The organism is Clostridioides sp. ZZV15-6598, from assembly GCF_020657705.1.
Classification (GTDB): Bacteria; Bacillota; Clostridia; order Peptostreptococcales; family Peptostreptococcaceae; genus Clostridioides; species Clostridioides difficile_F.
Genome location: NZ_JAGWCS010000106.1, coordinates 1 through 13,731, shown reverse-complemented (window position 1 = coordinate 13,731; position 13,731 = coordinate 1). Strand labels below are relative to the sequence as shown.

The 13,731-nt window shown below is 26.6% G+C and carries 13 protein-coding genes and 1 other annotated feature; of the genes, 3 read left to right on the top strand and 10 right to left on the bottom strand.

The genetic code is table 11. The features are described 5' to 3' along the window. Positions 1 to 202: 202 nt before the first annotated feature. A complete protein-coding gene (locus tag KGF50_RS16260) occupies positions 203 to 358 on the bottom strand; it encodes a hypothetical protein (protein ID WP_227849034.1) in 156 nt (51 codons plus the stop codon). A gap of 44 nt (positions 359 to 402) precedes the next feature. Then, on the bottom strand, positions 403 to 1,083 hold the full coding sequence (locus tag KGF50_RS16255; protein WP_227849033.1) for a response regulator transcription factor: 681 nt from the start codon (positions 1,081 to 1,083) through the stop codon (positions 403 to 405). A gap of 1,501 nt (positions 1,084 to 2,584) precedes the next feature. Between KGF50_RS16255 and KGF50_RS16250 the strand changes: the two genes are divergently transcribed. Continuing rightward, on the top strand, positions 2,585 to 2,725 hold the full coding sequence (locus KGF50_RS16250; protein ID WP_227849032.1) for a hypothetical protein: 141 nt from the start codon (positions 2,585 to 2,587) through the stop codon (positions 2,723 to 2,725). 173 nt (positions 2,726 to 2,898) lie between these two features. Further along, complete coding sequence (locus KGF50_RS16245) at positions 2,899 to 4,116, top strand: M20 family metallo-hydrolase (protein WP_227849031.1); 1,218 nt, start codon at positions 2,899 to 2,901, stop codon at positions 4,114 to 4,116. Between the two features lie 385 nt (positions 4,117 to 4,501). Here KGF50_RS16245 and KGF50_RS16240 read toward each other — a convergent pair whose 3' ends face one another. The 8 genes from KGF50_RS16240 to KGF50_RS16205 all read right to left on the bottom strand — a co-directional run bounded on the left by KGF50_RS16240 (position 4,502) and on the right by KGF50_RS16205 (position 12,837). Further along, positions 4,502 to 5,110, bottom strand: coding sequence for a DUF4878 domain-containing protein (locus tag KGF50_RS16240; protein WP_227845741.1), 609 nt, complete (start codon positions 5,108 to 5,110; stop codon positions 4,502 to 4,504). A gap of 124 nt (positions 5,111 to 5,234) precedes the next feature. Further along, the gene (argF, locus tag KGF50_RS16235; RefSeq protein WP_227849030.1) at positions 5,235 to 6,257 is read right to left on the bottom strand and encodes an ornithine carbamoyltransferase; all 1,023 of its coding nucleotides are present in this window, start codon (positions 6,255 to 6,257) and stop codon (positions 5,235 to 5,237) included. A gap of 106 nt (positions 6,258 to 6,363) precedes the next feature. Further along, on the bottom strand, positions 6,364 to 7,557 hold the full coding sequence (locus KGF50_RS16230) for an aspartate aminotransferase family protein (protein WP_255655043.1): 1,194 nt from the start codon (positions 7,555 to 7,557) through the stop codon (positions 6,364 to 6,366). A 52-nt stretch (positions 7,558 to 7,609) separates the two neighbouring features. Beyond that, positions 7,610 to 8,470 carry an acetylglutamate kinase gene (argB, locus tag KGF50_RS16225; protein ID WP_227849029.1) on the bottom strand — a complete coding sequence of 287 codons (861 nt, stop codon included), beginning with the start codon at positions 8,468 to 8,470 and terminating at the stop codon, positions 7,610 to 7,612. 13 nt (positions 8,471 to 8,483) lie between these two features. After that, a complete protein-coding gene (gene argJ, locus KGF50_RS16220) occupies positions 8,484 to 9,701 on the bottom strand; it encodes a bifunctional glutamate N-acetyltransferase/amino-acid acetyltransferase ArgJ (protein WP_227849028.1) in 1,218 nt (405 codons plus the stop codon). A 41-nt stretch (positions 9,702 to 9,742) separates the two neighbouring features. Beyond that, on the bottom strand, positions 9,743 to 10,777 hold the full coding sequence (argC, locus tag KGF50_RS16215) for an N-acetyl-gamma-glutamyl-phosphate reductase (RefSeq protein ID WP_227849027.1): 1,035 nt from the start codon (positions 10,775 to 10,777) through the stop codon (positions 9,743 to 9,745). A gap of 263 nt (positions 10,778 to 11,040) precedes the next feature. Next, positions 11,041 to 11,254: a binding site (T-box leader), on the bottom strand. A gap of 80 nt (positions 11,255 to 11,334) precedes the next feature. Beyond that, a complete protein-coding gene (locus KGF50_RS16210) occupies positions 11,335 to 11,835 on the bottom strand; it encodes a GNAT family N-acetyltransferase (RefSeq protein ID WP_227849026.1) in 501 nt (166 codons plus the stop codon). 243 nt (positions 11,836 to 12,078) lie between these two features. Beyond that, complete coding sequence (locus tag KGF50_RS16205; RefSeq protein WP_227849025.1) at positions 12,079 to 12,837, bottom strand: GNAT family N-acetyltransferase; 759 nt, start codon at positions 12,835 to 12,837, stop codon at positions 12,079 to 12,081. Between the two features lie 304 nt (positions 12,838 to 13,141). On the opposite strand from KGF50_RS16205, the gene KGF50_RS16200 reads away from it, so the two are divergent. Beyond that, entirely contained in the window at positions 13,142 to 13,621 is a 480-nt protein-coding gene (locus KGF50_RS16200) for a GNAT family N-acetyltransferase (RefSeq protein WP_227849024.1), read from the top strand. The last annotated feature ends 110 nt before the right edge of the window (positions 13,622 to 13,731 follow it).

Here is a 13,731-nt window from a genome sequence, read left to right as displayed (position 1 = left end):
GCTATGTAATAGGTCTTGAAGATATAGCAATAGGTTTATTCACAAGAAGATTAGATATTACAATATTAGCAATAATATTAGTAGCTACTATAACAATGGTATCTTATTATTTAATTAGAAAGAAATACATAACTATATAAAAAATAAATCTATATAATAGAAATTGACAATTAGAGGTAACAACTATTATTAGTTGCTACCTCTAATTGTCAATTTCTATATGTGGATATGCTAAATCCTCTACTATCCACATATTTCTACAATCTGATAAATCACTATGTCTTGATTTTAATTGTCCTTTTACTTCAAAAAAATCTAATCTTACAAATATATCATATAGGATAGAAACTCTTATCATATACTAACTTATTATCTATTCCTTATCATTCTACTTATAAAATCTTATACCTTACTAAAATAATATCCTATCTCTCTTATTGTTATAATCTTTTGAGGATTTTTATAATCTTTTTCTATTTTCTTTCTCAATCCATTCACAGCAACTACTACACTATAATTATCATCTAAATATTCATTATTCCATACATGTTCATATATCTCTTTAATAGTTAAAGTCTTTTCAGCATTCTCTATAAAGTAATTTAACAACCTATTTTCTGTTGGAGTTAATTTTATCATTTTATTTTCTAATTTTATTACACCAGTAGTTCTATTATATTCTTCTAGTTTTATGTTATTTTCATTATTATTTACATATAAATTCACTCTTCTTAAAATAGCTTTAATTTTTGCATATAATATTTCTAAATTTAAAGGCTTTATTAAATAATCATCTCCACCAGAATTTAAAGCATTTAAAATGCTTTGCTCTTCACTTATGTTAGTCATATGAATAATTGGGCAAGTAGTTACATTTCTAATTTTTTTACAAAAATCCCATCCATCGCCATCAATTAAAATTATCTCTAAAAATATTAAATCAAATTTCTGGTTAAATATCTTTCCAATAGCTTCTTTACAATTATATGCTAAATATACATTTAGCCCTTTTCCTTCTAAAAAATTTTTCAATTCTTGAGAATTACTCTTGTCTCCATCAATTATCAATACATCAATTTGCATTACAATCTCTCCTAAATATCATTATTTTTTCTATAAAGAATCTAACAAATATCTTGAGTATATTTTATAAGGGTATTTCTTTACCATTATGAGAAACTTTAATAATTTTAAATCCATTTCCTTTATTCTTTGTATATATTTTTTATTTAATCTATACACTTCAAATTTCACACGACATTCTTATGTGTCTAGTAAGATATTTTCATATATATATTTGATAAAACTATTTAAACATGCTTACTAACTAAATCCAACATTTTTATACTTTAAAATAAATTATCTTAGGCTATATACTTTATTTTATATCTCATTTGATTTTTGATTTATTGTATAAAGATAAATATCTAAAATTATACAATCCAAAGCTATATTTTTTACTATTATAATTACATCTTTAGCAGTTTAATATGAATATAAATTAAAAGCTCTATTCGAAAAATAAATTTGATAATATCAACATTATTGTCTACAGCCAGTAAGTTATACATTAGACCACCCTATCCAAAACTATTTTAATCAAAGCCTAAAGTTTTGATTATTACAGAATATAAGACTTTTCTTTTTATAATGTTATTATAAACTAGGCTTTAAAACTTAAATATTTTTAAATAATTCTTGAATATTAGCTTAAATATTAATAATCATTATTAAATAATAATAAAAATCTCCTATTTTAGGGAAAGGGAGCTTAAAATAGTTTTGTATTATAAACCTGTTATTTTTTAAAACGCCTCTATTTGTTTGTCTAAGTATTGATTTATATGATTTATATAGCTATAATATAAGATATGTTGCATTATTTTGGTAAATATATTATTAGAAAAAATTTATATTTTATGTTTTAAAATTTATAAAAGCATTATTTTATCTTTATAATTACATTATATTTTAAAAAAAGTTTCCCTTTCCCTAAAAATGGCTACTTAAAAAACAAGATTTCTTATCTAACTACTTTTATAATTTTACTTTTACAAATTCTCTAACCTTATCCATTGTTAACAATACATCATTGTTATATATCTGAGTAAACTTTTTTCCTGTAGTCTTACTCATTTCTTTCATTTTATTGCAAGGTACTCACCAACTACATACATATTTTGTGTTTGGTGTGGCTTATAGTCTTTTATATCTGTAACTGGCCAACTTTCTTTTGCTCTCTTGTAATATAGTCCTAAAATGTCTGTTGATACTTTATCATCACCGCTATAAACTATTATATATATGTATTATACGTTGTCAAAAGTACAAACTATTTCTACTCAATTAATGACATTAAATAACATTGGAATAAATTATTTTCTTATAATCTTATTCTTTATAATATATATAATTGTTATAATATAGTTGAAGCATTTTACTTTAACCACATTATTTAATTTTGAGAGGAGAACTTTTTATGAAATGTGGAGTAAGAAATGGTATTAATATTTTGATGCAGGTATAGTAGATGGTAAGAAAAAAAAAGTATAAAAATTAAAGCAGAAAAAGCAAAAAATTAAGGTTGGAAAATGGAAATAATATAAAATATATACAACAAAGATTAGGGCATAGCCAATTATCAACTACTATGTATACATATTCATATGTTACAAATAAAATAGAAAGTGAAACAATAGATATTTTAGAGAATCTTGTACGATAATTTGCTATCGAAAAAGATTTTGGTGGCAAATAGATGGTAATGTAATAATAAACTCTATTTTTTTATTTAAATGCAGCTATTTTGCCATTTTATATAGAAAAATTGAATTTACAGGTTATAATCATCAAAATTAGTAGTCGCATAATAAAAATTATATTTTTAGGAGGGTACATATGTTAGGACAAAGATGTATGGATTATTTACAAACATTAGGAAAAATAAGTTCAACAACAACAGGTCTTACAAGACTTATATTAACTGATGAGCATAAAAAATCAATTGAATTGATAAGTTCTTGGATGAAAGGTTTAAATCTTAATGTTGAAATTGATGATATTGGAAATGTTATAGGTACATATAAATCTCCTTTCTTAAATGCTCCTACGTTAGTAGTTGCATCTCATCAAGATAGTGTAAAATGTGGAGGTATATTTGATGGAATGCTAGGAATAATTGTTCCTCTAATTGGACTTGAAGAAGCTATAAGTAATAATAAATCTTATCCATTTAATATTAAATTGGTTGCATTTGCTGAAGAAGAAGGAACAAGATTTGAAACATCTTTGATGGGAAGTAAAGTTTTTGCTGGTACTTTTAAAAAAGAACTACTCAAATCTGTTGATGAAAATGGAATTACACTTGAAGAAGCTGTAACAAAATTTGGATTTGATACCAAAAATTTAATAAACTTACACCCTAGAAAAGATATTGATGCTTATTTAGAATTCCATATCGAACAAGGACCTGTATTAGAAAATAACTCCCTTTCTGCTGGAATTGTTTCAAGTATTACAGGATTTAAAAGTTTTAAAATATCAGTAAATGGTAAATCTGGTCATGCTGGAACACTACCAATGGATATGCGATTTGATGCTGGATGTTGTGCTTGTGAATGTGTATTAGCAGTTGAAAATATAGCTAAGATAACTCCTGATTTAGTTGCTACAGTTGGAAAGATGAATTTCTATCCATCATCATCAAACGTAGTTCCTGACAGGGTCGAATTTACACTTGACGTCCGCTCGTGTTCACAAGAAATTCTTGATACTTCAGTAATAAAAATATTTGATGAAATAACTAGTATATGTAAAAATAGAAAACTTAATTATACAAGTGAACTTTCTTTTGAAAATGTTCCTGTACCATGTTCTGATAAAATAACAAAAGTTATAGAAAAAAGTTTTGTGGATTTAAATCTCAACCCATTTTATATTTATAGTGGTGCTGGTCATGATGCTCAAGAAATGGATAATATAACTGATATAGGTATGGTATTTATAAGATGTACTGAAGGCATAAGTCATAATCCTAATGAAAATGTTACTGTGGATGATTTAGATATTGCAGTAAAAATATTTTTAAAAATACTAGATAATCTTAATCTAAAATAATTTTATGATAATATTCTCTATTCTGATGTATTAAAAAAATGAAAATAAACATGAAGAAGGTAGCAACTAACTCTAATTGCTACCTTCTAATTCTATTTATATATAAAGATGCCTCATCAAGAATATCAAATCCATCATTTCCATTAGCTATATACCTTACTTATAATCATACATTTTATTCAATTTATAATTATCTCATTTTAAATCATATACACTATACTGTCGATATCTTTCTAGTAATGGCAATAAATATTCAACTTATTTTTTAACATTTCTATTGATTTTTATCTAATTTACTTTAAAAAATATAAAGGATACCAAAACTGATATCCCTTATAAATATTATCTATTCATTTTTTCTTATAGTTCTAATTTAATATTCAATTTAACTCATAGAGTTAGAAAATTCTTCTCCTGCTGTAACAAGATTAGATAATAATACATCAGCCAGCGCATCATTAGCTGAACTTATTATCCATTTATTATCTTTCTTAGTACATTCAAATTCTACAGTTTTTGTTACAAAAGTTTCTTCAACACTTTTTTGCTTTTCTTTCATAATTGACACTAACATTTCAGTTGTTTTCTCATCTGTTAAATCTTGACCTGAAAAACTCATGCCAAGCATCTTTGTAAATGCTTCAGCCACTATTTCTTTAAGTAATGGTGTTGAATCTACAAACTTACACTCTACTTGAATTTTTGCATTATTATCTTTAATCTCACTATCTTTTATTGTGTATGTTATTTTAGATGCATTATTTTTTAGATAATCTAAAACATACTGTGTACTTGGGTCTTCTGTTTCTAATTCTTTTAGTATATCCTTATATTTTTCATCATTATTTTCCATAACTTTGTTCATACCTTCAAAGTCAAATTTCTTTGCACTACTAAAAAAATTATTGATTGTATCTTCTGGTTTTGCACTTGAACATGCTGTCAAAGATATTGCTAATAAAAAAGTTGTTAAAAGTAATATGATTTTTTTCATATCTCAAATCCTCCCTCTTAATTTGTTGATACATAAGTTATTTTAACATATAATGAGGATTTTTAATAATATATTTAGAATATTTATGACTTTTATCAAAACATAAACCTAGATTCAAAAGTATTTATATTAAATTATTATTCATATTTACATCAGTCATAGTAGAAACCATAACAGCCTTTATAGTATGCATTCTATTTTCTGCCTCCTCAAATACTTTTGAATACTTGGAATTAAATACCTCATCAGTAACCTCTAATTCTGATAATCCAAACTTCTCATAAATTTCTTGACCGACTTTAGTTTCTAAATCATGAAAAGCTGGGAGACAATGTAAAAATATAACATTTTCATTTTCAGTTTTCTTTATCATATCCATATTCACTTGATAATCCTTAAGTTGATTTATTCTAGCTTCATACTGTTCTTCTTCTCCCATAGAAACCCACACATCTGTATATATAACATCAGCACCTTTTACATCATCAATATTTTCAGTTAACAATATATCTCCTTTAGACTTTTTAGCTATTTCTTTCATACCTTCAACTAACTTTTCATTTGGCCAAAGTTCTTTAGGAGCAAGTGCTACAAAATGAATTCCCATTTTAGCACATCCTATCATCAATGAGTTACCCATATTATTTCTAGCATCCCCAACATACACAAATTTAACTTTATTTAAATCTTTATCTACATTTTCAATTACTGTTAGAAAATCTGCAAGTATTTGAGTTGGATGATATTCATCTGTAAGACCATTCCAAACAGGTACTCCAGAGTATTTTGCTAGACTTTCAACTGTTTCCTGCTTAAATCCTCTAAATTCTATACCATCATAAAATCTTCCTAAAACTTTTGCTGTATCAGATACAGATTCTTTTTTACCCATATGACAATCATTAGGACCTAGATAAGTTACATGAGCACCTTCATCATGAGCAGCTACCTCAAACGAACATCTAGTTCTTGTTGATGTCTTTTCAAACAATAATGCTATGTTTTTACCTTGCAATAAATCCCCTTTTATACCAACCTTCTTCTTAGTTTTTAAATAACTAGATAAAGTTAATAAATATCTAATTTCCTCTTTTGTAAAATCCTTTAATGTTAAAAAACTCTTTCCTTTTAAACTTATATTATTCATATTGATTTTCCCCTTTTTGTAAATTTATTTAAATGCTACTCAATCTTTAGTTTCATATATTTTTATATACCTTCATTCTTATCCTAATAATATATCTTTTGAGAACTTAATTAACTTCTAGTAGTATATCTTTTAAAATTTCAAGAGCTTCATTTATCTCATTATAACTAATTGTTAAAGGTGGTAAAAATCTAAGTACATTCTTTCCAGCAGTCAAAATAAGTAATCCTTTTTTTCTAGCTTTTTCTTCTATAACGCTAGATTCAATAGTAGTTTCGATTCCTATCATCAAGCCTATACCTTTTGTCTTTACTACGATTGTACTATTAAAATTTTCAATAGATTTTCTTATATAATCCCCTTTTTCTAACACATCTTCATAAAATCCTTCTTTAGATATTTCATCTAACACAACAGAAGCTGCCACCATAGCTAATAAATTACCTCCAAATGTTGTACCTTGATCTCCTTTACCTAAAACTTTTGAAAATTTTTCATTTACTAATACTCCTCCTATTGGTATTCCTGCGCCTAAACCTTTTGCAATTGTAACAATATCTGGTTTTACATCAAAATATTCATATCCAAAAAGTTTACCTGTTCTTGCTATACCACATTGAACTTCATCAAAAATTACTGCTATGTCTTTTTCTTTACATATTTTTACAAGTTCTAAAATATAATCTTTTTCAAGAACATTAACTCCACCTTCGCCTTGAACTGCTTCAAGAATTACTGCACAAACAGTTGAATCAATATTATTTTTAAAATCTTCAATATCGTTTTTTTCTACATATTTAAATCCTTCGGGAAGTGGATAAAAATATTTATGGTACTTATCCATACCAGTTGCCATCAAAGACATCATTGTTCTACCATGAAAAGAATCCTTTAAACTTATGATTGTCCCTCTTCCCTCACCATATTTATCACTACTGTACTTTCTTGCTATTTTAAAAGCAGTTTCATTTGCTTCTGTTCCAGAGTTGCAAAAATATACTTTATCTAATCCACTTGTATTAATTATTTTTTCTCCTATAGACAATACTGGACCATTGAAATATAAGTTTGACGTATGTAATAATTTGTCCACTTGCTCCTTTAAAGCAGTTTTTAGATTATTATTACTATATCCAAGAGAGGATACTCCGTATCCGCTTGTAAAATCTATATATTTATTGCCTTTAGTATCAAAAAAGCAACTACCTTCGCCATAGTCTATAATAAAATCAGGTTGGCTATATGTATTTATGAAATATTCCTCCCATTTTGAAACTATACTATTGTTATTTATCTTCATTTTTATCATCCTCACTTAAGTTTATAATCTTTTTTATATTTAACTTATCCTCTTATTCATTATCTTTTCTTATTAATGTGCCTATTCCACTATCAGTAAATAACTCTGTTATTATAGAATGAGGAACTCTTCCATCTAAAATATGGACTCTATTTACCCCATTATTCAAAGCGTCTACACATCCATGTATTTTAGGTATCATGCCACCAGTAATTATGCCTTCATCAAATAACTTATCAACATCATCTAGTATAACTTCTGTTATCAATGACTTTTCTTCATCTGGATCTCTTAAAAGACCTGGCACATCAGTAAGAAGTATCAACTTATCTGCATTTAATTCTTTAGCTATAGCTGATGCTGCTGTATCTCCATTTATATTATAAGTCTCTCCATCATCTCCAACTCCAATAGTTGCAATTACTGAAATATATCCTGATTTTAAACAAGATTCTATAAGTTCAACATTTACTTTCTTTATTTCTCCAACAAATCCTAGTTCATAATTTTTATATGGGTCACATAAAATCATATTATTGTCTATCCCACAAAGCCCTACTGCTCTTCCACCTTTTGTATGTATCTTATTTACCAAATCTTTATTTACCTTCCCAGCTAAAACCATTTTTACAATTTCCATAGTTTCTTCATCTGTATATCTAAGCCCATTTACAAATTTACTTTCTATATCTACTTTAGCGAGCATTTTATTGATTTCTGCTCCTCCACCATGTACTAAAACTATATTGATTCCAACATAACTCATAAGCACAAGGTCTTCCATAACAGATTCTTTTAAACCATCTTTTTTCATTGCACTTCCACCATACTTAACTACAATAGTTTTGCCTTGATGCTTCTCTATATATGGTAAAGCTTCTATAAGTGTATTTGCTTTTTCTATATCAATCATTAAGTGTTTCCTCCTAATTTCTATAACTTCCATTTATTCTTACATAATCATAACTTAAATCACATCCCCATGCATTTCCTCTAGCATTTCCCATGTTCAAATCTACTAATATACTTATTTCATCATCTTCAAGAATTTTTTTCGCTTTTTCTTCATTAAAATCTAACCCATTTCCCTGCTTACATACTTCTATGTATCCTTTCATACTTTCAAAAATAATATCGACTTTTTCCATATCTATTTCTTCACCCGCATAACCTAGAGCACACAATATTCTTCCCCAATTTGCATCAGCTCCAAATACAGCTGTCTTTACCAAGGAAGAAGATATAACTGTTTTGGCTAATTTTACTGCATGTTCTTCGCTTAGTGCTCCATTTATATAACATTCAATTAATTTTGTACATCCTTCTCCATCTTTAGCAACAAGTTTAGCAAGTTCTATACAAACATATGTAAGTGCACTTAAAAATACTTGATAATGCTCATCTTTTTCATCCATTCTCTCATTTTTCGCTTTTCCATTTGCCAAAATCATTACCATATCATTAGTACTTGTATCTCCATCTACACTAACTCTATTGAAACTTTTATCAACTGCGCTCTTTAGAGCTTCTTTTAAGAGAACGCTATCGATATTTGCATCTGTCGTTATAAATCCCAATGTTGTTGCCATATTAGGATGTATCATTCCTGAACCTTTTGCCATACCTCCAATAGTTATTTTTTTATCTCCATACATTATTGCTACTGCTATTTCTTTCTTTATAATGTCAGTTGTCATAATCGCTTCTCTTGCTCCAATATGACCTTGTTTACTGAGATTACTCACTAACTCATCCATATTTTTTTCTATTAAATCTATATTTAATGGTTTTCCTATAACACCAGTAGAAGCAACCAAAACATCCTCTTCTTTGATATTTAATTTTTCACTAGTAAATTTAGCCATTTTATATGCATTTATAAGACCTTCTTTTCCATTAAAGGTGTTAGCATTAGCACTATTCACTATAATCGCTTGTGCTTTTCCATTTTTAATATGCTCCTGTGTTACATAAACTGGATTTCCTTTAACTTTATTTTGAGTAACTACTGCTGCTGCATCACATAAAATATCTGAATAAACTAAAGCTAAGTCCCTCTTTTCTTTATTTTTTCTCAAGCCACAGTGAATTCCTGAAGCAACAAACCCTTCTGGAACTGTAACTCCACCTTTTATAATCTCCATTTTTATCCTCCTACTTATATGAGTTTAGTATTTTTCTATTCTTAAAATGATGGTGCAATATGCTTTAATCCTGTAGTCTCCTCGATTCCAAACATTATATTCATATTTTGTATGGCTTGCCCTGCTGCTCCTTTAATCATATTGTCTATAGTTGAACAGATTATTAATGTATCTTTATTTTCATGTACTGATATTACACATTTATTTGAATATATAACATTTTTTAAAGATGTTATCTTATCTAATGGTAGTATTTCTACAAAATCTTTATATTCATAATAATCAGTTAATTTTTTATGTATATCATCTATGGATACATCTTCTTCTTTTGTGCAATATATAGTTGATAATATCCCTCTATTTACTGGAATTAGATTTGGTGTAAAAACTACATCTACATTTTCTTTATACGCTTCACTTAGATTTTGTTCTATTTCTGGAGTATGTCTATGTTTTCCTATTTTATATGCAGTTATATTCTCATTAACTTCTGTAAAATGACTACTTGTCGATAACTCTCTACCAGCTCCTGTAAGACCCGATTTAGAGTCAATTATTAGATTATTATTTTTTATTAGTTTAGAACTTAATAATGGCATCAATGGTAAAGAAATACTAGTAGGATAACATCCTGGATTTGCAACTATATCTGCATTTTTTATATCTTCTTGATATATCTCACTTAATCCATATACAGCTTTTTTGTGTAAAATTTTATCTATAAAAGATACTCCATACCATTTACTATATATTTCTTCATCTTTTATTCTGAAATCTGCACCTAAATCTATGACTTTCTTTTTGGCTTCAATTGCTTTTATTGCAAATTTTTCACTTACCCCATGTGGAAGAGCCGTAAATACAATATCACACATATCAATGACTTTTTCGTTCTCTATACACATCATACTGTTTTCATAACCTATGCTTGGGTATATATCAACGATATTTTTGCCAATATATGAATTTGAACCTATAGCTGTAACTTCTACTTCTTCGTGATTTATTAATAATCTTAGTAATTCTACACCAACATATCCAGTTGCTCCAATAATTCCAGCTTTTATTTTACTCATTTTATTCCCTCCGTTTTATAATTATTTTAAGAATATTTCGAATTATTTTTTTAGATTAATATTATTATTTAATAATCATTTGATAATATATAAATTTAAAACTATCTAACTTACAATAAAAAGCCCCTTAGCATTGATAATGCTAAGAGGCGAATTTCCGCGGTACCACTCTTATTGGTAAAATTATAATTATAATAATTCTTATAAATTAAAAAGTATTTGCAAATGTATATTTAAAATTAAAAAAGCCTCTTGGTCAAAGACCAAGAGACGAATATACACCCGCGTTACCACTCTAATTGATAAGATAATCTTACCCACTCTAATCTCTTAAGGCGAGACTCACCAATTACCATACTACTAATTCTGGTAACTTCCTCCAAAGCTCTATTCACAATAAAATTCATTACTAGGCTTCCACCATCCCTAGCTCTCTATCAAATCCTTTTATGCTACTTTCTTTTTCATAGGATTTCAATTTATTTTCTTATTGTTTTATATAATAATTTATTTTTAGTAGTTTGTCAATATTATTTATAAATTTTTGGAAATATTTTCTAAATTGTTAATTTCCACCATTTTGTATCTGAGTTACGATATAACTTAAAACCACATCTTAATAAAACATTTTGTGAATCGGTATTGTAATCATCAGTTTCAGCTATCACAGAAGAAACATTTGGTTGACTTAATCCCCAGCTACATATCTTTTTAACAGCTTCTGTCATATATCCTTGTTTTTTATAATCCTCACCTAATCCATAACCAATCTCAATTTCACCATAAGAATTTGGTACATTTTTAAAATCGGCTAATCCTATAATTGTACGGTTTTCATTTAACATAATAAACCAAAATGTATAAAACAATATATTTTTTTCATCTTTTTTAGCAATATTTAATTGTTCTTTTACAATATCATAAAAAAAACCAATCATTGGTTCTGCACAATAAATGCAATCCAATTCCTTTTCTAATTCTGCATTGTTGGAAGTCCAAAGTTCAAGTTGACGAAGTGATAGTGGAATTAAAGTTAATCTTTTTGTTTTTAATATCATTTTTTCTCCTTTTTAAGAGAAAGACTATCATTGTTATCAAAGAACTCTTAATCAGATACAACAATAGTCTTTCTATTATCGTTTATATATATTTTAATCTGTTTAAAGAGTCTTTTCATATTCATCACCTCCTGATACTATTTTATATTATCATATATCAATTTAGTAAACATCTAAAATACATTAAATCATAAAATATCACAATTTAAAATTACAATATTTATATCTTATTTTAATTGAGTTTTAAAAACCTTTACTATCTAAAAATTTTTCGATTTTTTTCTCAGAAAGTATCTCATTAGTTATAAATTCTCCATTGAAAAAAAGACTATATGTAGTAAATGGCGCAGGAGCATTTTGTGCTTCTTTTGCTGTTTCAAATTTTATAAGATTTACTTCAATACCTCTATCATTCGCAATTTTTTTCAAAATAGGAGCATACTTTGCAGTATGTGGACACTGATTACTGTAATATAAAACTATACCATTCTCATTTGGTTTGCTTTGTTTTACACAATCTTTAAAGCGTGGAATAGGCGCATTATCAGTAAATGGAAAATACAATAACTCATAACTTGGTTCTGATGTATCTGCCAGATAAAATCCTTTATATCTTAGATATTTAGAATCAGATAAAAAAGGTAATTTTTTTTCAGATGAAAGTACAACTAGCCCATATTTTCCTTTTAATTTTGCATCATCAATACATTTTTGTAGTAATAAATTAGAATATCCTTGTCCTTTAAATTTTCCAGATACCCAAAAACAATTAATATACATATAATTATTTGCAGTAATAGGACACCATGCATTTTCTGCTGGAATATATTCTATAAAAACTTTACCTCTTTCATCCAACCTTTTAAATACAAGACCTTTATCAAGATTACTTTTCATCCAAGATTTTTTAGAAGAAACACAGTTTTCTCCCTTTTTTTCAGTAATTGCACAACATATATGTTCATTGTCAATATTGTTTAAATTTATATCTATAATCTGCATATTGTCTCTCCTTTTTTATTTACAAAATAGTTTTCATATATAGTATATTTTTATTGTACCATTATATATATGACACTTATATGTCATATATATTTTCATTTTATGTTAAATTATTTAAAATTTATTTTTATTATTAAAGTGTATGTAAAATTAAATAAATTTTTATATTCTAACTATATTGTATATAGATTATTTTATTAAGCATCTTTAAATTCAAATTTAATAAAATAATTTATATTGAAATAAATATATTTAAGGTATATAATTATAAGAAAAATTTTTAATAATAGAGGTGTTGTTTATAATGTATGAAAAGTACTCAATAAGAGAATTAAAAGAACATGATATTAGAAATGCATTAAATTTAATTTGGAATGTATTTGAAGAATTTGAGTCTCCAGATTATTGTACTGAGGGAATTAAGTCATTCCATGAATTTATAGAATATAACTCTATTATTGAAAAAGTCAAAGAAAAGTCTATTTTCTTTTGGGGCTGTTTTGATTGTGAAAAGTTAATTGGGGTTCTAGCTATCAGAGACCTAAATCATATATGTATGTTATTTGTAGATAAAAATTATCACAAACGTGGGGTGGCAAAAAAATTAATGGCTATAGGTGTAAAGTATTGTACTGAAAGCAAAGATGATTTAACTGAGGTAACCGTCAATTCATCACCTTATGCTGTTGAAGTTTACCATAAATTAGGATTTAAAGATACTAATGTTGAACAGATTGTTAATGGTATACGTTTTACTCCAATGAAGCTATCAATAGCAAATTAATTTAACAAAAAAATATATTAAAAGCAAATCCACTTAAAGTTTTTAAAGTTGATTTGCTTTTATATTAATTAAATCAACTATTGTATCAACAATGTTATATATAAATAATA

What these genes read in the sequence shown, in the direction of transcription:
- KGF50_RS16260 (WP_227849034.1), bottom strand. Translation starts at nt 358, where the DNA reads ATGATAAGAGTTTCTATCCTATATGATATATTTGTAAGATTAGATTTT.
- KGF50_RS16255 (WP_227849033.1), bottom strand. Translation starts at nt 1,083, where the DNA reads ATGCAAATTGATGTATTGATAATTGATGGAGACAAGAGTAATTCTCAA.
- KGF50_RS16245 (WP_227849031.1), top strand. Translation starts at nt 2,899, where the DNA reads ATGTTAGGACAAAGATGTATGGATTATTTACAAACATTAGGAAAAATA.
- KGF50_RS16240 (WP_227845741.1), bottom strand. Translation starts at nt 5,110, where the DNA reads ATGAAAAAAATCATATTACTTTTAACAACTTTTTTATTAGCAATATCT.
- argF (WP_227849030.1), bottom strand. Translation starts at nt 6,257, where the DNA reads ATGAATAATATAAGTTTAAAAGGAAAGAGTTTTTTAACATTAAAGGAT.
- KGF50_RS16230 (WP_255655043.1), bottom strand. Translation starts at nt 7,557, where the DNA reads ATGAAGATAAATAACAATAGTATAGTTTCAAAATGGGAGGAATATTTC.
- argB (WP_227849029.1), bottom strand. Translation starts at nt 8,470, where the DNA reads ATGATTGATATAGAAAAAGCAAATACACTTATAGAAGCTTTACCATAT.
- argJ (WP_227849028.1), bottom strand. Translation starts at nt 9,701, where the DNA reads ATGGAGATTATAAAAGGTGGAGTTACAGTTCCAGAAGGGTTTGTTGCT.
- argC (WP_227849027.1), bottom strand. Translation starts at nt 10,777, where the DNA reads ATGAGTAAAATAAAAGCTGGAATTATTGGAGCAACTGGATATGTTGGT.
- KGF50_RS16210 (WP_227849026.1), bottom strand. Translation starts at nt 11,835, where the DNA reads ATGATATTAAAAACAAAAAGATTAACTTTAATTCCACTATCACTTCGT.
- KGF50_RS16205 (WP_227849025.1), bottom strand. Translation starts at nt 12,837, where the DNA reads ATGCAGATTATAGATATAAATTTAAACAATATTGACAATGAACATATA.
- KGF50_RS16200 (WP_227849024.1), top strand. Translation starts at nt 13,142, where the DNA reads ATGTATGAAAAGTACTCAATAAGAGAATTAAAAGAACATGATATTAGA.